At 44.2% G+C, this 23,395-nt stretch carries 25 protein-coding genes and 1 riboswitch; of the genes, 6 read left to right on the forward strand and 19 right to left on the reverse strand.

Annotated elements, in window-relative coordinates:
- The first annotated feature begins 169 nt into the window (after positions 1–169).
- Complete coding sequence (locus AB5I83_RS12105; RefSeq protein WP_167833887.1) at positions 170–502, forward strand: DUF3243 domain-containing protein; 333 nt, start codon at positions 170–172, stop codon at positions 500–502.
- Positions 503–565: 63 nt separating this feature from the next.
- On the opposite strand, the gene AB5I83_RS12110 is transcribed toward AB5I83_RS12105, so the two are convergent.
- Positions 566–1,501 carry a magnesium transporter CorA family protein gene (locus AB5I83_RS12110; protein WP_448975656.1) on the reverse strand — a complete coding sequence of 312 codons (936 nt, stop codon included), beginning with the start codon at positions 1,499–1,501 and terminating at the stop codon, positions 566–568.
- Between the two features lie 175 nt (positions 1,502–1,676).
- On the opposite strand from AB5I83_RS12110, the gene AB5I83_RS12115 reads away from it, so the two are divergent.
- Together AB5I83_RS12115 and AB5I83_RS12120 are read left to right on the forward strand one after the other, a co-directional pair.
- Complete coding sequence (locus tag AB5I83_RS12115; RefSeq protein WP_226086910.1) at positions 1,677–1,943, forward strand: hypothetical protein; 267 nt, start codon at positions 1,677–1,679, stop codon at positions 1,941–1,943.
- 90 nt (positions 1,944–2,033) lie between these two features.
- The gene (locus AB5I83_RS12120; protein WP_448975660.1) at positions 2,034–2,693 is read left to right on the forward strand and encodes a TrkA C-terminal domain-containing protein; all 660 of its coding nucleotides are present in this window, start codon (positions 2,034–2,036) and stop codon (positions 2,691–2,693) included.
- A 17-nt stretch (positions 2,694–2,710) separates the two neighbouring features.
- Here AB5I83_RS12120 and AB5I83_RS12125 read toward each other — a convergent pair whose 3' ends face one another.
- The 4 genes from AB5I83_RS12125 to AB5I83_RS12140 all read right to left on the reverse strand — a co-directional run bounded on the left by AB5I83_RS12125 (position 2,711) and on the right by AB5I83_RS12140 (position 7,388).
- Positions 2,711–3,094 carry a DUF1284 domain-containing protein gene (locus AB5I83_RS12125; RefSeq protein WP_448975982.1) on the reverse strand — a complete coding sequence of 128 codons (384 nt, stop codon included), beginning with the start codon at positions 3,092–3,094 and terminating at the stop codon, positions 2,711–2,713.
- Positions 3,095–3,208: 114 nt separating this feature from the next.
- A complete protein-coding gene (locus AB5I83_RS12130) occupies positions 3,209–4,540 on the reverse strand; it encodes a polysaccharide biosynthesis protein (protein WP_448975662.1) in 1,332 nt (443 codons plus the stop codon).
- 443 nt (positions 4,541–4,983) lie between these two features.
- Positions 4,984–6,879: a ribosomal protection-like ABC-F family protein gene (gene abc-f, locus AB5I83_RS12135; protein ID WP_448975664.1), complete on the reverse strand. Its 1,896-nt coding sequence runs from the start codon at positions 6,877–6,879 to the stop codon at positions 4,984–4,986.
- A 353-nt stretch (positions 6,880–7,232) separates the two neighbouring features.
- On the reverse strand, positions 7,233–7,388 hold the full coding sequence (locus AB5I83_RS12140) for an RAxF-45 family protein (RefSeq protein WP_448975666.1): 156 nt from the start codon (positions 7,386–7,388) through the stop codon (positions 7,233–7,235).
- Between the two features lie 237 nt (positions 7,389–7,625).
- Here AB5I83_RS12140 and AB5I83_RS12145 point away from each other — a divergent pair, with 237 nt between their 5' ends.
- Positions 7,626–7,820, forward strand: coding sequence for a hypothetical protein (locus tag AB5I83_RS12145; protein WP_448975668.1), 195 nt, complete (start codon positions 7,626–7,628; stop codon positions 7,818–7,820).
- A 32-nt stretch (positions 7,821–7,852) separates the two neighbouring features.
- Here the strand turns inward: AB5I83_RS12145 and AB5I83_RS12150 are convergent, their stop codons facing one another.
- The 7 genes from AB5I83_RS12150 to safA all read right to left on the reverse strand — a co-directional run bounded on the left by AB5I83_RS12150 (position 7,853) and on the right by safA (position 12,547).
- Positions 7,853–8,023 (reverse strand): hypothetical protein, encoded by a 171-nt coding sequence (locus AB5I83_RS12150; RefSeq protein ID WP_448975670.1) that lies wholly within the window; start codon positions 8,021–8,023, stop codon positions 7,853–7,855.
- A gap of 18 nt (positions 8,024–8,041) precedes the next feature.
- Positions 8,042–8,674 (reverse strand): response regulator transcription factor, encoded by a 633-nt coding sequence (locus AB5I83_RS12155; RefSeq protein WP_167833880.1) that lies wholly within the window; start codon positions 8,672–8,674, stop codon positions 8,042–8,044.
- The gene (locus AB5I83_RS12160) at positions 8,667–9,716 is read right to left on the reverse strand and encodes a sensor histidine kinase (RefSeq protein WP_448975672.1); all 1,050 of its coding nucleotides are present in this window, start codon (positions 9,714–9,716) and stop codon (positions 8,667–8,669) included. Before AB5I83_RS12160 ends, AB5I83_RS12155 begins: the two co-directional genes overlap by 8 nt.
- Entirely contained in the window at positions 9,713–10,447 is a 735-nt protein-coding gene (gene liaF, locus AB5I83_RS12165) for a cell wall-active antibiotics response protein LiaF (protein ID WP_448975674.1), read from the reverse strand. The genes AB5I83_RS12160 and liaF overlap by 4 nt, the downstream gene beginning before the upstream one ends.
- Positions 10,448–10,580: 133 nt before the next feature.
- Positions 10,581–11,225: a PspA/IM30 family protein gene (locus tag AB5I83_RS12170; protein WP_448975676.1), complete on the reverse strand. Its 645-nt coding sequence runs from the start codon at positions 11,223–11,225 to the stop codon at positions 10,581–10,583.
- Between the two features lie 185 nt (positions 11,226–11,410).
- Positions 11,411–11,755 carry a lmo0954 family membrane protein gene (locus AB5I83_RS12175; protein ID WP_448975677.1) on the reverse strand — a complete coding sequence of 115 codons (345 nt, stop codon included), beginning with the start codon at positions 11,753–11,755 and terminating at the stop codon, positions 11,411–11,413.
- Between the two features lie 183 nt (positions 11,756–11,938).
- Positions 11,939–12,547 carry a SafA/ExsA family spore coat assembly protein gene (safA, locus tag AB5I83_RS12180; protein WP_448975679.1) on the reverse strand — a complete coding sequence of 203 codons (609 nt, stop codon included), beginning with the start codon at positions 12,545–12,547 and terminating at the stop codon, positions 11,939–11,941.
- A 120-nt stretch (positions 12,548–12,667) separates the two neighbouring features.
- Here safA and AB5I83_RS12185 point away from each other — a divergent pair, with 120 nt between their 5' ends.
- Positions 12,668–12,811 (forward strand): hypothetical protein, encoded by a 144-nt coding sequence (locus AB5I83_RS12185; protein WP_226086902.1) that lies wholly within the window; start codon positions 12,668–12,670, stop codon positions 12,809–12,811.
- Between the two features lie 67 nt (positions 12,812–12,878).
- Here the strand turns inward: AB5I83_RS12185 and AB5I83_RS12190 are convergent, their stop codons facing one another.
- The 3 genes from AB5I83_RS12190 to AB5I83_RS12200 all read right to left on the reverse strand — a co-directional run bounded on the left by AB5I83_RS12190 (position 12,879) and on the right by AB5I83_RS12200 (position 16,351).
- The gene (locus AB5I83_RS12190; protein WP_448975681.1) at positions 12,879–13,445 is read right to left on the reverse strand and encodes a general stress protein; all 567 of its coding nucleotides are present in this window, start codon (positions 13,443–13,445) and stop codon (positions 12,879–12,881) included.
- Between the two features lie 154 nt (positions 13,446–13,599).
- On the reverse strand, positions 13,600–14,745 hold the full coding sequence (locus AB5I83_RS12195; RefSeq protein WP_448975683.1) for a trans-sulfuration enzyme family protein: 1,146 nt from the start codon (positions 14,743–14,745) through the stop codon (positions 13,600–13,602).
- Positions 14,746–14,837: 92 nt separating this feature from the next.
- Positions 14,838–14,942, reverse strand: a riboswitch (SAM riboswitch).
- A gap of 239 nt (positions 14,943–15,181) precedes the next feature.
- Positions 15,182–16,351, reverse strand: a complete 1,170-nt coding sequence (locus tag AB5I83_RS12200; RefSeq protein ID WP_448975684.1) for a CBS domain-containing protein — start codon at positions 16,349–16,351, stop codon at positions 15,182–15,184.
- 178 nt (positions 16,352–16,529) lie between these two features.
- Between AB5I83_RS12200 and AB5I83_RS12205 the strand changes: the two genes are divergently transcribed.
- Positions 16,530–17,396 carry a YitT family protein gene (locus tag AB5I83_RS12205; RefSeq protein ID WP_448975686.1) on the forward strand — a complete coding sequence of 289 codons (867 nt, stop codon included), beginning with the start codon at positions 16,530–16,532 and terminating at the stop codon, positions 17,394–17,396.
- Between the two features lie 306 nt (positions 17,397–17,702).
- Here the strand turns inward: AB5I83_RS12205 and AB5I83_RS12210 are convergent, their stop codons facing one another.
- From AB5I83_RS12210 to AB5I83_RS12225, 4 genes are all read right to left on the reverse strand, one after another.
- Positions 17,703–17,837 (reverse strand): hypothetical protein, encoded by a 135-nt coding sequence (locus AB5I83_RS12210; protein WP_260983522.1) that lies wholly within the window; start codon positions 17,835–17,837, stop codon positions 17,703–17,705.
- A 24-nt stretch (positions 17,838–17,861) separates the two neighbouring features.
- Positions 17,862–19,349 carry an amidase family protein gene (locus tag AB5I83_RS12215; protein WP_448975688.1) on the reverse strand — a complete coding sequence of 496 codons (1,488 nt, stop codon included), beginning with the start codon at positions 19,347–19,349 and terminating at the stop codon, positions 17,862–17,864.
- A gap of 144 nt (positions 19,350–19,493) precedes the next feature.
- Positions 19,494–20,636 (reverse strand): DEAD/DEAH box helicase, encoded by a 1,143-nt coding sequence (locus tag AB5I83_RS12220; RefSeq protein WP_448975690.1) that lies wholly within the window; start codon positions 20,634–20,636, stop codon positions 19,494–19,496.
- A 277-nt stretch (positions 20,637–20,913) separates the two neighbouring features.
- Positions 20,914–23,301, reverse strand: a complete 2,388-nt coding sequence (locus AB5I83_RS12225) for an immune inhibitor A domain-containing protein (protein ID WP_448975692.1) — start codon at positions 23,299–23,301, stop codon at positions 20,914–20,916.
- Positions 23,302–23,395: the final 94 nt, after the last annotated feature.

A 23,395-nucleotide genomic window follows, 5' to 3' on the forward strand; every position in this document is an offset into this window, starting at 1 on the left:
AATTCCTATCTATTAAAGACAGCAAAGATCGCTTCACCCTAAACGAAAAGAGACTCTGAGTATCAACTTCCCGACTTTTAACATGAAGCAATCTGAATGTGCTCCCTAAGGTTTACTAGATTCAGACTTCAGGGTATTTAAAAGATATCTTTTACAAGGAGGTTTTAATATGGAAAAAGATCATATGATTAATAAAAATGGCGAAGTGGATACTAGTAAGGTGGATGAAACGCTTGAAAGGATTGATACACAGGAAGCAGATGAAATCCTGGGTGACTTCAATGAGTTCAGGACTTATTTAAGCAAGCGTATTCAGTTAGGCAAAACAGCCGGGTTGAGTGAAGAGCAGCTTGCAAAAACAGCGGAAAAGGTTGCCGATTACCTTGCTGATAACGTAACGCCACGCAATAAAGAGGAGCAGCTTCTTCAGGAACTGTGGAAAGTTGGCACAAAAGAACAACAGCACGGACTGGCACATATGCTAGTGAAATTGGCTGAATAACTCTCCTTTTTCACAAAAAACTGCACCTATCATCAAGGTGCAGTTTTATTTTGGGCTCTTCATCTAAAAGAACCTATTCTTCTTTTTCACTCTTAAGATGTCTCCCATCCAGCCCTTGACCTTCAAATAATAATAGAGTCCAGCTGTTGAAGCGATTATTAACACACCCGCGAATACGTAGCCAAATTTCCATTCCAATTCCGGCATGACTTTGAAATTCATTCCCCACACCGCGCCCCAGGCGGTCACAGGCGTAAACAGGATGGTCATGACCGTCAGCGTCTTCATGATTTCGTTTCCGCGGTGAGTGGACACGACTTCTTCAAGGTTGATCATCGTATCGATTGCCTGCTGGTATTCACTAAGCAGTGTGCGGATTCGATCGACGCGGGTTACCACTCGGCTGAATTCTGCTTTTTCATGAATGGATTTCCCATAAGCTTCCTCAGCTATGAATTTCAATTCCACAATCGGGATGACTAGGTTTTTCCAAATAAGAAGTTCATGACGACTTTCATAGATTCTCTCGAGGATTTCGAGATTATTATGTTCCTTCATTTCCCATAATAGATCATGAAGCCGCTCTTCATATCCATCTATTTTCTGCAAATAGCTTGATAATATTTCACCCAGCAGAATAAAGAAGCCCTCAATAGCATTTTCGGCCTGGTCCATTTGTTTATGCACACCTATTGAGTTCGTGTTGAGGATGGTAAAATCAAAATCCACAGTGATGAAAAAGTCTTTGCTAATATAAAAATGGAAGATGTTCTTCTCGCCCTTCTCCTCGATATCCTGTTGATATATCAGTGAGCCCCAGATATACTCTTCTCCCCTTTTCTGTGTGTTTAACTCAAGAAGGTTCGATTTATTGTCTTCTATATTTTCGTACCATTTTTCACAGGAAGGTTTTCTTGAGACGAACTCTTTAATCTCCTGCTGGTCTTCTTTCCCAGATTCAAACCAAGTCCATTTTTTATCATTAAATGTATGCCGCAATGGCCTCAGACCTTTCATAGGATAATCAAATATTACTCTTCCCTCAATATACTTGTTTGAAACCGTCACACTAATACTTGCCAGGCTTTCCATATGAAAAATGTTTTTGATTTTTATAGAGCGGGTAAATAAAAGTAGAAGCAATAACAAAGGTGAAAACACTTAGGAGGTTTTAATGATGCAAACCAAAACTAAAAACGCAGTCATGTTGGGAGTAGGAGCCGCTGCATTATGGATGGCCATGAAACCAGAAAATAAAGCGAAACTTACCGAGATGGCAACACAGGTAAAAGAAAAGGTCATGCCATCGAAAACCGATGTGATTCCAGTACAAAAAGCCGGAAATCCTGACCCATTGGACGTTGAAGACAACAAAATGGTCAGCGAAGGCGCAATGTACGGAGTCAACTACTACAACGAGAATCTTCAAGAACAACGATAACCATGTCCGGGGAATGGCTTCCCCGGTCTATTTTTTGTTTAATTCATGTCTTCACAATCAATACTAGAAGTGAGAGGAGGGATGCAGATAATGGGTATTCTTTTTATATTCATCTACCTGTTCATTGTGTTTACGGTAATCGAGATTAACACATCGATATTTGTTGCAACTGGCCTGGAACGTAAAATCGCCCGGTTCCAGGTCATTTCCATGCTAACCGGCACAGGCTTTACTACAGGAGAATCCGAATTGATCATTGACCATCCTGTCAGGAGACGGCTGGGTGCATTTTTGATCCTTTTTGGAGCATTCTCGCTTGCGGTGATCATTTCAGCCATCAGCAATCTTTTAACCGATAATTTTTATACTATGGAAATCGCCTATATTGCCGGAGGGCTATTAGTCTTGTTACTAATCTTAAGGGCACCAGCTGTTCAACACATGATGTCAGGGAAAATGAAAAGTGAGTTAAAAGAAAACTATGAGCTGGCAGACCTGCCAATTAGCGATGTACTTCTTATGGATGAAGAAGATGAGGTTAGAGAGATTGTGATAAGTGAAGACTCTCTTTTTACAGATAAGACATTCGAGGAAATTGTGAAAAAAAAGGATGATATCATTCTTCTATTCATAAAAAGAGGGGAAATCAATATCCGCAACCAAGCTTATGATACAAAAATTGAGCCTGGTGACAAACTGATTGTCTACGGAAATAACCCCCAGATTGAAGAAAAATTCAAAAATGCCTGACCCGATGGTTGATGGTATCAACCACGAGTCAGGCAATTCTTACTCTCGCGAAGCTCCGCAATCCCTTCCTTGCATACTCCATATTGCAGCCAGGAACAGTTCTTGCAAAGCTCATCCAGGTCATTTGGTTCAACCTTTTCTGCCGTCCAATTTACCAACTCAGACTTAAGGTAACGCTCCCCAGGCACGAGCCCCAAATGGCGGATGACTTTCCCATCCATCGATAAAACATGCTCATTGGATCCCTCACTCGCCTCACAAATCTCAAGGCCCCTATGTGGACAGGACATGCATGCATCATCGAATGCAGCAACTACTTTTATGTAAAAATCCTGCTCCGGGTCACGTATATCCTTAACGATGCTTTCCATCTTCTTCACAAACTCTGGACTGTAGCCCATCCCCCTGAAACCATGCACACAGAGGAGATGGTGCCCTCGCAAAACTTTTTCCACACCATCACTCCTGAAAAATTGATCTGTTTAATTAATTCTGCAAAAGTCCTTGTATTCCTCTTAATACCGCGAATCTTTGATGGGGCTTTTAGCAAACCAGGTGATGCCGATTTTCTTGCAAATGGTAAGGTAATGCAGCATCAGGATCACCATACTGCCTGTATTCATGCCGACGATGACCCCTTCCATCCCCCATTCGGGCCTTGAGCCAACCAAATAGATCAGCGCAAAGGTAACAATCGTTGCATAGACGGAATGGATAAAAGCGTCCTTCACCAAACCGAGGCCGATTAAATAAGCCTGCATTGGGATGGTGAAATAGTGAAACAGAAAGTATGGCGCAAGCAGCTGCAAAAAGACGGCCGCTTGTTTTGAATGGAAAAAGGTCATTGTCAATGGCTCGGCCAGAAAATAAAAGGCCGTGACCGCCGGCAATCCATAAAGCAATGTCAAAAGCATCACCTGCTGCAGCAATTTTTGCAGCTTGAAGAATTCTTTTTCTGCATAGGCCTTTGACACAGTTGGAATCAGGATGATTAGGAATGAATGAGCAATGAAGGCCGGAAAAAATCCAATCGTCATCGCGATTCCCGCCATCATCCCGAATTGTTCTGTCGCCATTTCAGTAGTTAACCCTGCACTGACAATCGCAAATTTTATCAGAAATGGCTGGACGGCATGCGTCAGTGAATGAAAAATCCTCAATCCTGTCGTCGGCACGGACACTTCCACCAGACTCTTCCTTACCTCCAGCCCGCTAACATGCTTACCTGGCACACGTTTGATGCTTTGATAGGACATGATGAAGTAGTGTAATAGATATAGGAAGACAACGAGTTCACTGCCGGCCAGTGTGCAAAAAGCAACAAGGAGAGCCGTTTCGCTTCCAAACTCAAAGAACTGAAAAAGAGCTGAAAGCAGGATGAGCTGGACAGCTCTTCTCACAAAATGGGATATCGCGATTTTCCCCATATCCTGTTTTCCCATGAAAAATCCCCTGGCAATCGCGGTGATCGTCATCACGGGGATAAGCGACAGCACGACCCATTTGAGCAAAGGATGGTAATCATTGAACACTGGAATGATCGGAAGCACTATCGCCGCCGCAATCAGCAAAACCGTAGTGAATACCACTGCCAGCCTGATGGCATGGCTGATCATGCTCCGGTGGTACGACTCATCCTTCTCCGCAATCATCTTGGAAATCGATACCGGCAGCTCAAAGCTCGCAAGCATCATGATCAAGAAAATCGTCGGCAATATCGTCATGTAATGCCCCATCCCGCTTTCCCCGAGCTCCCTTGCCAGAATCATATTGACGAGGAACTCCACCACCTCTCCAAGAAAAGTAGCAACCACAAGGATCGACATCCCTTTTAAAAAAGTATTCATAGCTTCTCTCCCAATCCGACTCATTTACTCCTATAAACATATGAGACAAGTCCGGACAATATGTAAGGGTAAATTTTGAGGTGTTTGGTGAGACTCCTTCATCATTTGGGGAGTGGAATTTTAAAGCGGGATTTTCTTTTTATATTGATATTCTAGTTGTTGTGCAGCAAGATTTCTCTTTATAGTGAGTTTTCATTTTTATTGAGTTATTCTAATCGTTATAATCGAGATTTTCAGTTTTATATTGAATTCTCAATTGTTGTATAGATGGATTTTCTTTTTATAGCGAGTTTTTCATTTTTATAGCGAGTTTTCAATTTTTATAGCGACTTTTTCTTTTATATAGCGAGTTTTCAATTTTTATAGCGAGTTGGAAAATCCGGTGTATTTTTTCCAGTAAAATAAAGGAAGAACTGCCTAATAAGCAGTTCTTCAATTTGTTTTTATGATATCTCCTCAAGCTTTGAGTACAGTTGATTCCGTTTTGATTCTAATGCTTCTTTCTTCGCATGGAGCTCCTGGAGCAATGCGAGGTCAGTCATTGCGGACATTTGCTGATCGAGCGCGGCAATGGATTGTTCATGAATTTCGATTTCTTCGAACAGAGCTTCCTCTTTAGGATCAGCTACAGGCTCTTCAACTTTTTCCTGTCGAATTGCAGGCTTTACAGTTCGCTCTGGAGCTGGAGCCGCAGTCTCGGAGTGCTTCCGTTTCTCTGTCATCTTCACTCTGGCACGATCGTAATTTCCTTCGATTTCCGTGAGCTCTCCGCTCTCCAGCCAGTAAATCTTATCAAACAGCTTATTCAAGAAATAGCGGTCATGCGAGACTGCCAGGAGAGTGCCTTCGAAACCTTCCAGCGCACTCTCAAGTACTTCTCGTGAATCGATATCGAGATGGTTCGTCGGCTCATCTAGAATCAGGAAGTTAAGATCCTGGTGCATCAGCTGGGCAAGGCGCAGCCTCATTCGTTCGCCACCGCTCAGCTGAGTAACTTTTTTGAAAACAGATGGTCCGTAGAACAGGAATCCTGCAAGAACATTCCTGGCCTCTCCCTCATTCATGACCACCTCGTTCCGGAAGGCATCAAGCACTGTCCCATCCTGGCTCGATAGCTCCATATGCTGTGATAGGTAGCCAATTTTAACATTGCTGCCTTTTCGGACTTCACCCTGGTCTGGGGCAAGGTCATCCTGAATGAACTTCAGCAGCGTCGTCTTGCCTGAACCATTTTCACCGACTATCGCTGCACAATCCTGATAATGAAGCTGGAGATTGACTTTGGAGAACAGCTCTCTTCCGCCAAATGATTTCTGAACATCTTTGAAGACCAGCACATCTTTACCGCTGCGTGCTCCTGTTTCCAGTTCGAAATTCATTTTCTTCCTGTTTAAAATCGGACGGTCCAGCTTTTCCATCCTGGCAAGCGCCCTTTCCATATTCGTAGCCCTTTTATGGAGGGCAGCACTTGGCGGGTTCGCTCTATTCGCCCAGTCGCGCAGACGCTTGATTGCCTCTTTCATTTTCTTGATTTTCTTTTGCTGTTCCTCAAACGCCTGGAATTCACGCAGTAATTTAGCTTCTTTTTCCTTGATGAAACCTGAGTAATTGGCATGATAGAGATCAATCTCGCCATCCTCCAGGTCAAGGATTTTTGTCGCTGTCTCGTCAAGGAAATAACGGTCATGCGAAATAATCACTACCGTACCATCGTATTCCTTCAGAAACTCAGCCAGCCACTCGGCTGCCATAATATCAAGATGGTTGGTTGGTTCATCGAGAAGCAGCAATTCTGGATTTCGCAACAAGCTCAACCCCAAACCTACCTTTGTTTTCTCGCCGCCGCTAAGACTGTTGAAGTTTGAGTCAAGCATGCCCTCTATGTTCAAGCCATTAGCTATGCGGTCAATATTGGCGTCCATTTCATAACCTCCACCGAGAGAAAACTTCTCCTGAAGAACACCGTATTTGGCCAGCAGTTTTTCAAGCTTACGCGAATCTTCACCCGCTTCTGCCATTTCATTTTCAAGCTGCTTCATCTCAGCCTGAACAGCCAGCAACTCGTCAAAGGCCGTTTTTAGAACATCCCTGGCTGTCATTCCTTCCTCATAATTCGGAATTTGGGCAAGGTAGCCGATTTTCAAGCCTTTCTTCCAGTGAATCTTTCCCTGGTCAGTTTCCTCTATGCCGGCAATCAGCTTCATCAGCGTTGTCTTGCCGCATCCATTTGGTCCTACCAGACCCACCCGGTCCTTCTCGTTTATTTCAAAAGACAAATCCTCAAAAATCAGATTGCCTCCGTACATTTTGCTTATATGGTTAATGCTGCATGCTATCATGATAATTTCCTCCTATTAACGATCCCCCTTTTCAGCTAATGCACCCCGGTTGTTTTTAAGCACAAGGCTCTGTTAAACTCGACTGTTGATTTTCGTTCCAGGCGCTTCGCTTTCCGCGGGCAGTCGGGAAGCCTCCTCGGCGCTTTAGGCGCCTGCGGGGTCTCCCCATGACTCGCTCATCCCGCAGGAGTCTTCGCGCCTTCCACTACAATCAACAGGACTGAACATAACATTTGCTTTAACAGAGCCAACCACAAAAAAGCCAGGGGCAGCTGGCTCTGCTCCTGGCTTGTGCAACTTGCATGAATAGAAAAGGAGGGCAAAGAGCCCTCCCCATTCACCGTAGCTTGCAATTAAGCGGGAAAAGAGATGATCCTACCGTTTGTATTTGATATTGAGCTGTTAAAAAGGGGCATACGTATCCCGTTGGCAGCTGCAATCGCAAATTTTGCACGACAAAAATATAGGAATTCATTCCAAAATCCGCGTACAAAAACAGTCTGGATCATCTCTTCTCACCTCCGTTCAATAATAATTAGTTTTATTTTACAACCATCATTCTATTTTAGCAAGTTTTTCCTGATACGATAATTTATCCCTGTTAATCAAACGTTTGATTGAATCTTTTTCAGTACCGCCACAATAGGCTTTTATCAATTTTTGCCATACTGATAATCTTGTGAATAAAGCGTTTAAGCAGGCTTGACCCGCGGGTAATGGATAACTAATGAAGGAGTGGGTGACAAATGCTTAAACAACTGGAACTTTCTGATTACCAGCTCTGGATGTGTAAAAAGATTAAAGAAAAGTTAGCTGAAAAGCATAACTATATAAATTGCGCTTCCCATTATCCAAATGAGTTTGAAGAGCGGGAAGTCATATCCATAGCCTTAAGCGAAATGCTTATGAAATTAGATGTAATCGACAAAAAAGCGAACTAGTTTGACCGGGGGCCATTGGCCTCTTTTTTGTTTTATGAATCAAAATGATCCTTTCTTCTCAACTCAGCAAGAATCTCAGTCAACAATGCTTCCTGTCGTTTCGTGCTCGTTACAAGCATGACATATAGCACAATAAGGACGATTGGCAATCCGATCGACAACAGAATACCTACCAATCCAAACAAACCAAAAAACGGCTCCATGCAGAAAACCTCCCCCTGTTATTTTACGATTGAATGCCTGAAAGCATATATGACTGCCTGGGTGCGGTCCTGCACCTGAAGCTTACTTAGTATATTGCTGACATGCGTTTTCACGGTTTTCAGGGCGATGAATAGTTCGTCAGCAATTTCCTGGTTCGTTTTTCCCTCAGCAATTAGCTTCAAAACTTCCATCTCTCGCTCTGTCAACTCTTCGTGCAGTTCAACATTATTCTTCTGGCGCATTTTCATCATCATCTTGCCTGTCACTTCCGGTTCGAGCACTGGCTGACCAGAGTATGTAACTCTTACCGCATCTGCTATTTCACTGGCTTTCGAGGTTTTCAGCATATAACTCGTCGCCCCAGCTTCAAGCGCAGGATATACCTTTTCATCATCAAGGAAGCTCGTTACAATGATGATTCTCGCTTCAGGCCACTGCTCGATGATCTGCTTTGTCGCCTCGATTCCATCCATCTCTTTCATGACCAGATCCATCAGTACGATATCCGGCCGCAACTCAAGAACCATCTCGACACCTGTCTTGCCATTATCCGCCTCGCCGATCACTTCAATATCAGGCTGGGCTGATAAATACGACGAAACGCCAATCCGCACCATTTCATGGTCATCCACAAATACAACTTTAATCATTCTTCTCACCCGCCACCATTAAAATTGGAACCTTAACCTCAAGCCTGGTCCCTTTATTTTCTACACTGACAATCTTCAATGTCCCGCCGATTTCCCCGGCACGCTCGTGCATATTCTGGAGGCCATATGATCCTGCTTTTGCTTCTTCTACATTAAAACCGATACCATCATCGACAACTCGCATGATTACTTTATCATCGCGCTTGATCAACAATACTTCCAACTCTTCTGCCTTACCATGGCGAAGCGTATTCGAGACAGACTCCTGGAGGATGCGGAATAGATGGTCCTCGACCCCTTTATCCAATGGGAATGGCTCCACCTTCCACTTGATATTCATGGTGACTTTCTGTCTTAATTCGATTAATAGTTCTTCGATTCCTTCCTGCAGGCTTTTCCCTTTCAAAGCGACTGGCCGCAGGTGCAGAAGGAGCGCCCTCATTTCAAGCTGCGACTGATGGATCATTTCCTCGACCATCTTCAGCTGCTTTGTCTCACGCTCATTCTCGGAAGGTGCTTTCGTTTCATTGATCGCGGACATCAGCATCGAGGCTGCAAAAAGCTGCTGGCTGACAGAATCATGCAGTTCGCGTGCCAGCCTATTGCGCTCTTGCGAAATGATTTCCTGAATCCGCGACTCTTGTTCCTCTGCTTTTTCAGTCGCAAGGCGCTGTGACAGCATCGCTTTTTCAGAAATCTGCTTATGAAGCTTGCTGACTCTTTTCGATATAGAGGAGATTTCCGCGTATGCCTGATTGAGTTCAATTTCAGGTTCCTGTCCTTCCTCCAGCTGAAAAAGCCAGTTGTCGACTGTTCTGAATTGCTTTCGCCAATATGTCCCTGATGCCATACCAAAAGCAACGCCCAGCACGACGCTAATGCTGAAGGTGAAAATGATGAACGGGATATCCATCAGTTCCCGGTTCCACAAATCAGAAAGCTTCGCGACCGGAAAAACGAGTACAAAAGACAAAGTCACCGCGATGAATAAAATAATACCGAGTGTTAATCCCCATAAGATTTGGCGCATGGCAGTCGTCATATGCGTTTCACCTCGATATTACCAACAAGCATAGAGGTGAAAATTTTCACTTTTTGCTCTGCCTCTTCATAGCCTGGAGTCTGCACATATAAATTCTGGTTCAGTGCCCTTCCTTCCTCATGCTCGAATACTTCAGCAGAGCCAATCACTGATGAATGACGGAGGGTTACTTCTAAATCATATGGCACATACAATTTGACATTGCCTATGATATTTCGGATAAAGATGACGGTTTCTCCCTTTGGCAGAACTGTCAGGCTCAGGTCGATCACACTGTCGCCAATCCCCGTCTGGATATTGACATCATTCCACTCATATACATGTGACGGTGTTTCCTGATGCCCAAACAAACGATTTTTAAAAAGAGGAGTCTTTTCAATCAGCATTTCCTTCCGGTTCTCTATTTCAGGCTCCTGTAAAACTGGTGTGATCACTTCAGGCTTCTTTTTCGACTGTGCAAATTGATAGGCAAGGTAAATCAGGACGGCCAATAAGAAAAATCGGAACGTCATCATGCTGAAGACGCTGCTCAGGAAAAAGAACAAACCTGCCCAAAATAAGAACTTTCCCGATTTTTTCGGCATTAATGAGCGGCCGAAGTAAATCATCGCTCCGCTTGCCAGGAGGGAGAAAATCAGTCCTTCGTTAAAAAATGAAACTTCGAGCAATAGCAATATAAGTCCAGTAATCACAATCCAGCTGACATAATCATTTTTCATGTTGTTCAACATGCTGTTTCCTCCCTTCCTCTAGCTTTTTAAAAATGGAATACTTGATAGAGGATTTTTATTATGAAGTCTTTTCGAGGTGATATCCTAAAAGGCGCAGCTGCCTGCGCCTTTATAGAATACCATGTTTTGCCTATTAAATAGTATGTGTTTCTTTATTTTTGAACTCTTTTTCGAGCTGGGCAATCCTGCTGTCGATTGTATTGCGGTTGTAAGTGCTGTTCACTTTCTCCTCCAGCTGGTCGAGATAGGTTTCCATCTCTGTGAATCTTGAGTAGGCTTTATCGGAGTACGCACCGTTATCCAATACCTGATCCATTCGATGATGGGCTCTTGTTACATTCTCGCGGCCCATCAATTCAAGACGTCGGATGTGCATATCTTTCAATTTATGCTTCATCTCTTCATATTTCCGCTCGAGCTCGAGCTGTTGTTTCACACCATTTTCCATGGCTTCCTTCAGTCTGGCTGCACGCTCCTCATACTGCGCCTGCTCCTGCTGAGCAAACTCCTGGAGATCATTTTCACCAGCTCTCATTGCCACCTCTGATTGATACTTCCTTTTTTCAGCCATTTCAAGTGCTTGCTGATGTTCGCGGGCAAACTGTTCCTTCAACTGCCCTTGGCGCTCAAGAAGCTTTCTGACCTTTTCTGTTTCATTTTCACATTCACGAAGATACTGATTCAGCAGCGCGATTGGATTTTTCTTTTCCTTCTGGTCAAGAGCCTCGTGAAGATCTGCCATTACCGTGTTTTTGATTCTTGTTAATAGATTTGCCATTTAATATCTCTCCTTTTTTGATAAGCGCAAGCGCCTTGGTCAGCCCCGACAAGCGCTGGAGGGCCGACCAGTGAAGTCGTTCTTTGACTTCATTGGGCGGACCGAAGCGACTCGAGGGGCTAGGCGCTGGAGCTAGATAGTTTTCAAATTGAAGTACATTCATTTTATTTTTGTGGATTTATTTGTTATTTGTTATTCAATTGTGCCCATTGCTTTTCGAAGTTGACGAAAGGGTCGTTGTCTTCGCGAATCACATTTTCTTTCTTATCCCAGTTCTTGTATACAAGGTACAGGACATAAGCAGCTGCGATTGCCAAGATGGCTGGTACGTTTGAAGCTGTCGCCATCAGGATGATGAAGCCCGCGATTCCCCAGCCGACTTTTGCGGCAGTTGAATCTGTCTTTAAAAATTGTTTGACGACGAAGTAGAGCACCAGCAAGCTGACCCCAAGTCCGACGAGCGGGCCAAGGTTTGAAATCAGCACCATGGCAGCAATGAAACCGGCAACCAGTAAACCAAATTTTTTCATGTTCAATTCCTCCTTATCTCTTATGATTACATCTTACCTTTCTGGCTAAAATTCAATAACGTGCCTGAGCTTGATTTTGGAGTAGGACCTGAGGCTTAGCTGCGTACCGGTCTATGGGATTCAACCGCAGCAACAAAAAAATAACCCGGTCTCCATGAACCGGGTTATTTCCATTTGGATTATTTATTTTGCGATGAACATTTGCGTCCAATAGTGTCCATAATTACCGCCCGTTGCATGTCCAACACCGATATGTGTGTATGTAGGACTAAGGATATTCTTGCGGTGGCCGGGGCTATTCATCCATGATTGGACTACTTCATTCGCTGTACGCTGGCCGGCAGCAATGTTCTCTCCAGCACTGCGATAGTTGACGCCAAAATTCTTCATCATCATAAACGGGCTGCCGTATGTTGGGCTTGTATGGGAGAAATAATTTTTGTCTCTCATATCAGCAGATTTATATCGTGCAACCCTGGAAAGCTGCCAGTCAGCAGCTAGCGGTTTCAGGCCATTCTTGGCTCGCTCCTGATTCGTCAGCTGGATTACCTGGCTTTCAATACTCTTTGTTGCTCTTATAGTAGGGATATTCACCTTCTGTCCAGGATAAATCAAATTTGGATTTTTAAACTGCGGGTTGGCGGAAATGATTTCAGAAAGGCCAATCTGGTACCTGACTGATATTTTCCATAGAGTATCACCCGGCTGTACTGTGTGGACCTGCTGTGCGGACGAAATGGTTGGAAGAGCCATTACCATCAATAAAAGAGCTAAAAGTATTTTCTTGAACATATTCAATCCTCCTCACCTGATAGGATGAGAAAAACCCAAGAAATTATACTTTATTAATTTTTCATAAGAAAACATCACAAGAACGTTGCATATAGTTTATTCAAGGGAGGAATGCAAAGTATGGGCTATCTTTGGGTGATGACCATTGGTTTTGTCATTTGTCTCGGTTTAATGGGCGGTACGTTAATGTTTTTTATCAGATCTGCTTTTAATTACGATGATGTGAGCCGGGTTGATTTGTTGGATAGCAAGCGAGAAGAGTAGGTTGTAGAATGCCAAAAGGCTGCCAGGATGAACTGGCAGCCTTCTTACAATGGCATGGTTTTAAAAGTTAAAAGTCGCGTGTGTTATCAAAACGAGTGTTGGCAGGGTTGTCCGAAGTCAGTGGTGCATCGACTGGGTCTACATTCCTTGTGCCATCAACCGCTGTAGCATTATCATTCAGGCCGACTCTGTTTTCGTCACGCTCGACAACTACAAGAATCTTACCTTCTTTTACATAGCCTTCGTAACGTTCCGCTTCATCTTCCGGAATGCCCATTCCGATCAGTGCTCCGGCTAATCCGCCTGCACCTGCGCCTACTGCTGCACCTGTAAGTGTCGCAGCGATTGGGCCCGCAGCTACGATTGGACCAATTCCAGGAATCGCTAGCGCACCGATGCCTGCCAATAATCCAGTAAGGCCGCCTAATACGCCTCCTGTTGCTGCACCTGCAGCCAGACCTTCCTCAGTCTTTGTACCGGTTGCTTCATTGACATCGTGAATCTCATCTTCGTTCTTACTGATAACAGAGATGTCATCAGTTGAGTATCCCTGTCTTTTCAGGTCCTCAACAGCCTGGATTGCGTCTTGCTCGTTATCATATACTCCTACAAGATGTTTTTCATGTTCAAACATAATAAAAGCCTCCTTTAGACGAGTAGTCCCTTTAAAAATACCCGCATACAAGAGGCGTAAACCTTATGTCGAACGATAAAATGGGACATTTTTTTCTTTGAAATCTACATTTAGTTAAAAAGCAACAGTGCAAAGTAGCTCATTTACTTCCAGATTATTTTTCCACAGCCGCAGACAGTGCTGCTTCAAATTGCTGAATGATATCCTCGCTATTTTCGATTCCAACTGAAATCCTGACTAGTCGATACGTGATTCCAAGCTCTGCCTGTGCCTCTGGCGGCAGCGCGCGATGGGAAGTTTTCAGTGGATGGGAGACCGTTGTTTCGACTCCTGCAAGTGTTGGCACAATTTTAATCCAACCAAGCGATTTGAAAAATTGATCTGCATCCACCTGTTCTGCGAGTTCAATACTTACGATGGCGCCGAATCCCTTTTCACCTTCAGTAAATGGATAATAAACCTTTGCGACATTCTTATTTTCATTCAGACTATCAGCCAGCATCCTGGCATTCTCTGATTGAGTTTTCATTCTTAACGCCAGAGTCTTCAACCCCCTGCATGTAAGCCACGCTTCAAACGGACTGAGGTTCGCACCGAGGTTCACGATCCTCGCACGTGCTTCTGCAATCAGCTCCTTCTTGCCAACAACGACACCTGATGTGACATCACTATGGCCGCCAATGTATTTAGTCGCGCTGTGGACAACCAGGTCAGCTCCTAGTGTGAACGGGCGAACATGAAGCGGCGTTGCAAATGTATTATCCACCAAAACAATCAGATCTCTTTTCTTGGCAAGCGCGATGACCTCTACCAATTTTTCCACACGAAGAAGCGGATTTGTGATGGACTCAGTATATAGAAGCTTCGTATTCGGTCGGATCGCCTGTTCTACATTTTGCAAATCCGCAAACGCTACAAAGGTCGTCTCGATTCCAAAGCGTTCCAATTCAGCCTTCAGCATATGAAAACTTCCGCCATAAACATCATCAGCCGCCACGATATGGTCGCCATTTTTCACAACTGCCAGAACACCCGCTAAAATCCCAGCCAGCCCTGAAGAAGCCGCCACTCCATCTTCTGCATACTCAAGCGCTGCTACGGCTTGACCCAGTTCATCCGTATTCGGATTGCCAACCCTGGAATACAAATAATTCCCTTCTCCCTGATAAAAGCCCTCCAGCTCATCAAGGTCATCGAAAGTAAAAGCCGACGTCTGATATATCGGGGTAGCCTTGCTTTTAATTCCCTGTTGCTTCGTATGTACTGAATGCAATACTTCTGTTTCAAACTTTTTAGCCATCTTGTCACCTGCTTTTAGAATTCGTAGTCGTATGGTAAAAACAATCATAAAAAAACCTCTCCAATAAGGAGAGGTTACAGTTCAATCAGCCTCTCTTATCTTCAGACTGCAATCTTCAGAACTCAGCACCTTTCATCGTAAAAAAATAAGGTTGCCGGGCTTCAAAGGGCCTGTCCCTCCGCCGCTCTGGATAAGAGTTATTTCGGGTTTAAAAATAGTTTTTTAATAGCTGAAGTATACCAGCCTCTCCGGCTTTCCGTCAATGAGGGTTCATCCTTTCGGTACCGTTCGTAATACATAAATGACAGTTCATACTTCGGAGGCACCGTTCGTGATACACACTTGACAGTTCATACCTCGGCACCGTTCGTGATACACACTTGACAGTTCATACCTAGGTACCGTTCGTCTTACGTATATGACAGATCGCACAAACTCAATCTTCCGGATCGCTGTCAAGCAAGTCCCAAGGCGTGATCACGCCAATTGGCTTCCCGTGGCGGTCACCGGTTTCCGTGATGATGACGGCCTGCAGTTTTTTTCCTCTTGTATGGTAACGCTCGAATAACTCTTCAATATGATACAAAGATGCATCCTCATCGACAAAGGTCACAAAGTAATTTTTCCCCTTCGTCAGTAGCTCCTTGACCCTCACGTCCTCAAAATGCACGACGCTATCTGAAAAATGCTTCGCCATCCACTGGATGATTTCCGTTGAAGTCAGCAGGGCAATATATTTATCATCCTTGTCATAGACAGGGAATCTTGTGAAATCAAACTTATTGATCACCTTTAGAACATCTTTAAGATACGCATCTTCATAATAATAAAACACAGGGCTGGTCGCGATCGATAACGCTGTCTGCGGCTTCTCGAACTCCCTGCATATCTCCTCGATCCGTTCAACCACTTCGATATGAGGCTCGGCGATATAATAATCCGCGTTCACCCGCTCATGGACAATCGCATTGCGAAGCTTCGCAAACTGATGAAGCTCACTTTTATATTTACGCACTAATGAATGATTTTTATAGCCTGAATACAGCAGTTCGACAAACGCATCACTGTCCGTTCCCTTCACCATTTCCTTCAACGCTTTATGAATCCTGTTAAAAGCTGTCTCGAACTTTCCGGATTGCTCCTTATGTTTTACCTCATGCTCCTCAGAAGCATTGGTGCCTGATTCGGGATTCCTTCCATCATCATTGCCTCGCTTTTTCCCATTCCCATTATTGGATTGTTGAGAAGATGGTTTCCCATTACCATTTTTACTTTTGGATTGATTGGAGGATGAGTTACCATTACCACTTTTTAATTGTTCTTCAGATGAGGAACTCTTCCCGCGTCTAATCTGCTTGTTGTCTGGTTTTACTTTTGACGGCGAGTTGCCGTTTCCTTTTCCAGCTGTATTGGATGAATCCGCACTTTCGTTGTCTTTTTTACCAGGGTGCTTTTGTTCCTTTTCATCGACTCGCTTCAGTCTGTTTTCATCTGACACTTGCTGCTTAGGATTTGTACGAATATATGACTTTTTATTTTTACCAGCCTGTTTTTTTGAACCTGACTGATGATTGAATCTATGTTTATTCTGAGTATTATTAACCAAGATAGCCCCTCCGTAATTTCAAATAACTTCCCTTTCTCCTTACCCCATTTAGTACTTTTACTAATCATGGATATATAATGTAAAAATTCCAGATGAACATTATGTTTGATACAATAAGTATAGTACATACATTACTAATTCACAGATGTTATTTTTATAGAAAAGGGATTGATATTCAGTGGCAGCAACGAAGAAAAAGAGAATAGTTATAGAGGTCACACAGCTTGTGACCATCACAATCGGGGCGATTATCGCGGCTTTTGGGCTCGACCTGTTCCTGGTTCCTAACGCAATTCTTGATGGAGGGGTCATCGGGCTATCCATCATTGCAGCGGAACTGACGAACATCTCGATGAGTATTTTCCTGATTGTTTTCAACCTCCCATTCCTGTATATCGGATATCGGAGGATGGGTTTGAAATTCACGCTTCGCACTTTGTATGGCGTCATCATTTTATCCGCCGCGACCGCTTATTTACACCATTTTGCCCCTGTGACAGATGATTTATTTCTAGCGACTATCATCGGCGCAGTTATCCTGGGTACAGGTGTCGGTTTGGTCATCCGGGCAGGCGGAGCACTGGACGGAACGGAAATCATCGCGATACTTGTCAGCAAAAAGCGCACCGTCTCTGTCGGACAAATCGTCATGATCATGAACTTATTCATCTTCATTTTAGCCGCCTTGCTCGTGTTCAGCTGGGAAACAGCCATGTACTCTATCATCACCTATTTCATCGCCTTCAAAATGATCGATGTCGTCGTCGAGGGCATGGAAGAGCTAAAATCCGTCACGATCATTTCCGATGTTCCTGAAGAAATCGCCGAAGCCTTGCTGAAGCAATTAGGCAGAGGCATGACCTACATACAGGGCCAAGGCGTTTTTTCAAGCGAGCCTAAAAAAATCATCTACACCATCGTCAGCCGGATTGAATTGTCCACACTGCGCTCCGTTGTCGATGATATTGATCCAAATGCTTTAGTCGCGATTGAAAATGTCGCTGATGTTTCCGGAAGCAACTTTGATAAGAGCGGCGGGCATTGATTAAACATGATGGATGAGCGGTTGGTCGATAAAACCTGAAATGTGGTCGATATATCCTTAAAAGTGGTCGATATATCTTAAAAAGTGGTCGAAATAATCAAAAATCCGCCAATATATTTCGAAATGTGGTCGAATTATCTTCAAATGTGGTCGCATAATTTATTTTTTCGCCAATAAGTTCTTGATAAGTCTTTGTCTACGCTTGTTTCTCATGCAATTGTTAGTATTTCCACCAAAATTTGCAGTAATTTTATCATTTTTAATGTAAAAAGTGCCCTGGCGAAGAATCGCCGGGGCACTTTGCTGTTAATCAATCGGATTGTTGAATTTCTTTTCTTTCTGGCCAGTTGTGAATTCGACAAGTTCTTCAGGAGTGTTGTTGCCCTTTTTCTTGTTGTTGTTGCGCTGGGCGTTCCCGTTGCCTAGCTTTTGTTTGCCCATTCTACCTCGCTCCTTTTGATGGATTCATGAAGTAGTATGAGTTTTTTCCTCAGCGTTTATTCCAAGTTCAGGTGCCTGGCGCACTCTCGTTGCCTGCTCGTATGCATAGGCGAGTTTGATCAGCAATGGTTCGCTGAAGGCAGTGCCCGTGAAAGTGATGCCGACCGGCTCTCCACTTTCTGTAAAAGCAGTTGGAACCGTAACGGATGGGTATCCTGCTTTTGATCCGATTGTCGATCCATCCATCGGGAAAAGCACCGCATCAGCACCATATTCTTTCAATGCATAGTCAATCCCCTGCTCCCTTGCCATATAAAGATTGTATTCAAGTTCTTCGAGGTACTCAGCCTCGGTCAGGGTCCCGCTTGTTTTTTCCGATTCGAGGAGCACTTCCTGACCGTACTTCAGCATTTCATCGCCATGCTCGTTATTGAAAGCAATCACGTCAGCAAGTGTCCTGACCGGTACATTCGGTGCCAGACCGTTCAGATAAGCATTCAGGTCCGCTTTGAATTCATAGCTCAAAACCTTATAACCCCAGGTCGCCTTCGCTGCTGGTATCGCTGCTTCAACTACTTGCGCGCCTAGCTCTTTCAATTTTTCAACCGCTTTTTGAAAAATTTGCTCCTGTTCCTGAGTCCACTTGCCAATATACTCTTCTCTTACAACAGCAATTTTCGCTCCATTTAATGCTTTTTCATCGAAAAGAGAGTCATGATTGAATTGTGGTAAACTGACCATCGTTGCCGGGTCTTGCGGATCGTGTCCAGCAATCGCTTCTAAAAGATAAACCGCGTCCTTCACACTTCTCGCCATCGGGCCGGCGGTATCCTGAGTGTGGGCAATCGGAATGATGCCGCTGCGGCTGACAAGGCCGACTGTCGGCTTGATGCCTACCAATGAATTCTGCGAAGCTGGGTTCAAAATAGAGCCATCCGTTTCGGTTCCGACTGCTACGGCAGCCAGATTAGCCGCAATCGCCGCACCAGAACCGGCACTTGATCCCCCAACATCGAAGTTTCCAGGACCATACGGATTCAGCACCTGGCCTCCGCGCGAACTGTAGCCGCTTTTCATGTTATTCGCCATGAAATTCGCCCACTCTGTCATGTTTGTTTTGCCAAGAATGACAGCGCCAGCCTCCCTTAGCTTGGCTGCAACAAAGGAATCCTTCTGGGCAAAAGAGTCCTTCAATGCGAGCGATCCAGCACTTGTATGCATTTTATCATTTGTATCAATATTATCTTTTACCAGAACCGGAATGCCGTGCAATGGACCCCTGGCACCCTTCAGTTTTCGTTCTGCATCCAGTGAAGCTGCGATCTGCAGTGCATCGGGGTTCAACTCAAGTACTGAATTGATTGTTTTATCAAAAGCCGAAATACGGGCCTGGTACATGAGGACAAGATCATGAGAGGACAGCTCACCCTTCTCCATTTTCTCTTGCATCTCATCAATCGTCGCTTCCGGCAACCACTCTTGCATCAATGTATCCAAATGTGGATTTTTCACGTTCAACAATTCCTTTCAAAAAAAATACCCTTTAACAGAGCCATCAAAAATAAACTACGGAATATATATTCTGATGCCTTAAGGAAAACTCCTTTATTCACAGTAAAAAAGCTATAGGAATTGATCCTATAGCTTCGATAGTTGTTATTCAGGGTCGACAATTTTTCCGCCGTAAAACTCTTTTTGTACTGGCGTGATATTAAGGGCGTTGCAGAACCTTTTCAAATCACGTTCTTCACGTTCGTTGACGATTGAGATGACCGTTCCCTCTGCGCCAAAACGGCCTGTACGTCCGGAGCGGTGGATATATTGATCATGCTCCCTTGGCAAGTCATAGTGGACAACGTGAGTGACACCTTTGATATCCAAGCCACGAGCTGCGACTTCAGTCACAAGCAGCATTTCGCTGTTGCCATCACGGAACTTGTTCAAGTATCGCTGACGATCTTGCTTGTTGAGCTCACTGTGCAGCTGGCCAACGTGGAGGTCCTTGAACTTCAATTTTTCAGCGGCGATGATCAGGTTTGGAATGTCCTTGATAAAAACAAGTGACTTCGTTCCATCCAGACGGGCAATCTTCTCAAGAATTTTAATTTTGTCACGCTGCTCGCTGAGGAAATAAATATGCTCAACTTTTGCAGCATCGATCGTTTCATCCTTTTTGACATTGATGATCTCTGGGTCCTTCGCCAATCTCTTGATCGATTTTTCAACAGTCTCTGGAAGAGTTGCTGAAAATAGCAGAAGCTGTCTTTGATCAGCAAGAGTCGATTTGACAATGCTTTTTACCGTTTCATTATGCTCCGGGGTAAGAAGCTGATCACCTTCATCGAGGACGACTGTTTGGACCTTATGCATTTTCAGCTTCTTTTGCTTGATCAGTTCATTCGTCCGCCCTGGAGTACCGACGATGATGTGCGGGCTCTTTTTCAGCTTGTCGATCTGACGCTTCAAGTTCGCACCGCCGATCAGGCTTGCCGATTTGATGCCGCTGCCTTCTCCCCATTTCTGTATTTCGGACAGGATCTGCATGACAAGCTCCTGTGAAGAAGCCAGGATGACAGCCTGTGTATTCTGCATTTTAGGGTCGATTTTATTTAAAACAGGAAGCAGGTACGCCAAAGTTTTACCAGTACCAGTCGGTGATTCTCCGACAACATCTTTTCCTTCTATTATGAGAGGAATGGCGGTTGTCTGGACAGAAGTCATCGTCTCGAATCCAGCCTTCTCCCAAGCCTGCTGCAGGAACGGTTGTAGTTGTGCAATAATTTGTTGAGTTTCAGACATGATTTTCTCCTTCAGTTAAACATTCTAGTATTGATACTAGCTAAAACACGATTATAAGTCCAGTATTCCCTAGAAAATTAACGTTTTGCACCTTTTATTTGCGATTGTTTTTTGCTCGGATTCGTTTTATTGGCGAATTTCTATTTTTATTGGCGAATTTCACAATTTTATTGGCGAAAATCACCCTTTTATTGGCGACTTGGAAATTTTGCAGGTTTTTTTCCAATTCACAAAAAGACACCGGGCGAGTTACCGCCCGATGTCTCTTAATTCAAACTTATTTACGAATCCAAACTGCGCCAGCAGAGTTATCCTTTGCTTCACCAATGACCTGGAACTTCAATCCGTAGTTAGGCAGTTTTTTGCCTGCATCCGGAATCAATTCGTTGATGTACTTTTTAGAGTCATCAAATGTCGTCACACCTGGAAGTCCTTCGTAGTCAAAGATTCCGCGTGAAGGAGAATCTACATACCATTCCGGTGCCTTATCAAGTGAGAATGCCGCGTCAGCGATTTGATAACGTGTGCTACTAGTTGTAGAATCTTGTCCATTAAGCTTACCAACGATTGCTTCTGGGTGAGAGTCAACAACACCGATGAAGCCTTCACCTGGGTGAACACCTACCCAGTTATCAGTGAAGCTGTCGTCACCGTACCAAACAACTAAACCAGTGTTGTACTTCACGCCGCGGCCTTCAATCAATCCTTTGTCAGCGCCAGCGTAGTTTCTCCACTCAAGGTAGTAGTAGTGGTCTTTATCGAACAGACCGTTTGTTGAGATGAATCCATCAAGAGTCACTTGCTGAGTACCTTCTGCATCATCAGCAAATACTTCTGTGCCGTCAACAGTCAGGCTAAGGTTGTCCATTGCGAAACCTTCCGGTGCAAGACCTCCGTCTGTTACATATTCAAACACAAGCTTCACTTTCTGGCCTGCGAACTGGCTTAAGTCATAAGACTTATCTTTCCATTCGCCTTGAGTTGTTTCCATGCCGCCAGCCGTGTTTTCATCACCAATAACGTCTAGCTCAACTTCTGTGCCATCTTCTGTTACTGCATTTACAAATACATAGTCATAATCGTACTCAACTTCAAACAATGTTTTGTAATTGAAAACCGCTTCTGTTGCAGCTGTCAGGTCGAACACAGGTGTTTCCAATGCAGTGTGCAGGTCATCGCCTTTTGTGCTGTAGTAATATTTTTCACCGAAAGCTGGCTTGATGCCTTCTACCTTTTTAGATGGTAGGTTCACTTTTACAATGCCGTTATTCTTTGACTTCGTGACACTCTGGTCGATGACTGCTGTCAAACCATTTTCATCAATTTCGTCGTAGTTAACTTCCGTAATGTTAGCCCAATTGCCGCCCATGATCTTTTGGAAGTACTCTTTGTTCTGTGGAGAGAAGCTTGTAGGCTCTGTTCCTGCTACTGCTCCGTTCCAGCTGCCGCCGCTCATGATTGACCATGATGCAACAGGCTCACCTTGTCCAGTGTACTGTGTGTCATACTCATCTGGAAGACCTAGGTCATGTCCGAATTCGTGTGCGAATACACCAACCGCTCCATCTTCAGGCTCGATTGTGTAATCGTATGCAGCCATCGATCCGCCCCAGTATGGTACTTGAGCAGTTCCTTCAGTGCCAGGAACTCTATGAACTCCATTCAATACCCAACGGTGTGACCAGATTGCATCGTCACCAAGTGCTCCGCCGCCAGCTTCCTGGCCGACACCAGCATGAAGGACCATCAAGTGGTCAACAAGTCCGTCCGGCTCATTTTGGTTGCCGTCACCATCCAGGTCATAAAGATCGAATTGGTCGAACTCAGATAGATCAAGTCCGCCTTCAACCGCTGCTTTCAATGCATCTTTTACAAAGTTACGTGGTCCATCTTCACCATTGTTATCATGGCCGCCTTCTGGACTATCGTCACCATAGTCAGCAGCATTTCCAGGTACTGTCACCCAGTCTGTTACATGACCGTCAACTGTATAGCTTCCGCCAGACTGCTCTTCATAGTACTGCTTGAACGTCTGGACCTTTTCACCATTGAATAATGTGAACTCTTCATCACCGAAAAGCATTTTTTCGTAGTGCTCGCGGCTGAAGTCATCTGAGTACATATAGCCTTCTTCTTGTTCGATGTTATTGTGCTTGAAGTCTGCGAATTCAGCTAAAAGAACAAGAACTTTGTCCTCCCTGACTTCGCCATTGTAAGGAGCCTGTTTCGCAGGATCCACTTTCGCGTAACCTGTTGGCTTGCCTTTTTTATAATTGTCATGGCCTTTTTCAAGCTGCTTTGTCAGCTTGTCCTTCTGCTTTGTCAAAAAGTCCTTGGACTTCTTGGTCATTTCATCTTCAGCAGCATGCTTGTCAGCCTTTCCCGCTTTAGTACCCTGCTTCTTCTTAATATAGTCTGTTACCGCTTTGTTGACTTCTGCCTGTGAAGCACCTTTCGAAATCAGGCCGCGCTCCTGCAATGCTTTTGCCAGGCGATCCTGGTCAACGATGTTCAGGTCGATTGGCGCTGATACCGGTGCTGTTGCAGCTTCCACAGATTTAGTTGCTACTGGAGAACCTGCAAATGATCCAGCAAACAATGTTGATGCGAAGACAGCACTAGCTGCCACGCTAGAAAGAACCTTTAAAGAACTTTTCTTCTTCAAAAAGATAACCCCCTGCTATATTCTAAGTTTCGAATTTTCATATTTTCTGAAGACTCTGATTGGAATTGTAGCAAGGTTTTTAAATATTGTAAAT

The organism is Mesobacillus sp. LC4 (assembly GCF_053543455.1).

Excerpts from the sequence above, each read along its gene's own strand:
- abc-f (WP_448975664.1), bottom strand. The coding sequence starts at position 6,879 with ATGATAGCATGCAGCATTAACCATATAAGCAAAATGTACGGAGGCAAT.
- AB5I83_RS12170 (WP_448975676.1), bottom strand. The coding sequence starts at position 11,225 with ATGGCAAATCTATTAACAAGAATCAAAAACACGGTAATGGCAGATCTT.
- AB5I83_RS12115 (WP_226086910.1), top strand. The coding sequence starts at position 1,677 with ATGATGCAAACCAAAACTAAAAACGCAGTCATGTTGGGAGTAGGAGCC.
- AB5I83_RS12125 (WP_448975982.1), bottom strand. The coding sequence starts at position 3,094 with ATGGGCTACAGTCCAGAGTTTGTGAAGAAGATGGAAAGCATCGTTAAG.
- AB5I83_RS12185 (WP_226086902.1), top strand. The coding sequence starts at position 12,668 with ATGGGCTATCTTTGGGTGATGACCATTGGTTTTGTCATTTGTCTCGGT.
- AB5I83_RS12150 (WP_448975670.1), bottom strand. The coding sequence starts at position 8,023 with ATGGAGCCGTTTTTTGGTTTGTTTGGATTGGTAGGTATTCTGTTGTCG.
- liaF (WP_448975674.1), bottom strand. The coding sequence starts at position 10,447 with ATGTTGAACAACATGAAAAATGATTATGTCAGCTGGATTGTGATTACT.
- AB5I83_RS12155 (WP_167833880.1), bottom strand. The coding sequence starts at position 8,674 with ATGATTAAAGTTGTATTTGTGGATGACCATGAAATGGTGCGGATTGGC.
- AB5I83_RS12190 (WP_448975681.1), bottom strand. The coding sequence starts at position 13,445 with ATGTTTGAACATGAAAAACATCTTGTAGGAGTATATGATAACGAGCAA.
- AB5I83_RS12220 (WP_448975690.1), bottom strand. The coding sequence starts at position 20,636 with ATGTCTGAAACTCAACAAATTATTGCACAACTACAACCGTTCCTGCAG.
- safA (WP_448975679.1), bottom strand. The coding sequence starts at position 12,547 with ATGTTCAAGAAAATACTTTTAGCTCTTTTATTGATGGTAATGGCTCTT.
- AB5I83_RS12210 (WP_260983522.1), bottom strand. The coding sequence starts at position 17,837 with ATGGGCAAACAAAAGCTAGGCAACGGGAACGCCCAGCGCAACAACAAC.
- AB5I83_RS12130 (WP_448975662.1), bottom strand. The coding sequence starts at position 4,540 with ATGAATACTTTTTTAAAAGGGATGTCGATCCTTGTGGTTGCTACTTTT.
- AB5I83_RS12195 (WP_448975683.1), bottom strand. The coding sequence starts at position 14,745 with ATGGCTAAAAAGTTTGAAACAGAAGTATTGCATTCAGTACATACGAAG.
- AB5I83_RS12145 (WP_448975668.1), top strand. The coding sequence starts at position 7,626 with ATGCTTAAACAACTGGAACTTTCTGATTACCAGCTCTGGATGTGTAAA.
- AB5I83_RS12160 (WP_448975672.1), bottom strand. The coding sequence starts at position 9,716 with ATGACGACTGCCATGCGCCAAATCTTATGGGGATTAACACTCGGTATT.
- AB5I83_RS12175 (WP_448975677.1), bottom strand. The coding sequence starts at position 11,755 with ATGAAAAAATTTGGTTTACTGGTTGCCGGTTTCATTGCTGCCATGGTG.
- AB5I83_RS12105 (WP_167833887.1), top strand. The coding sequence starts at position 170 with ATGGAAAAAGATCATATGATTAATAAAAATGGCGAAGTGGATACTAGT.
- AB5I83_RS12140 (WP_448975666.1), bottom strand. The coding sequence starts at position 7,388 with ATGATCCAGACTGTTTTTGTACGCGGATTTTGGAATGAATTCCTATAT.
- AB5I83_RS12120 (WP_448975660.1), top strand. The coding sequence starts at position 2,034 with ATGGGTATTCTTTTTATATTCATCTACCTGTTCATTGTGTTTACGGTA.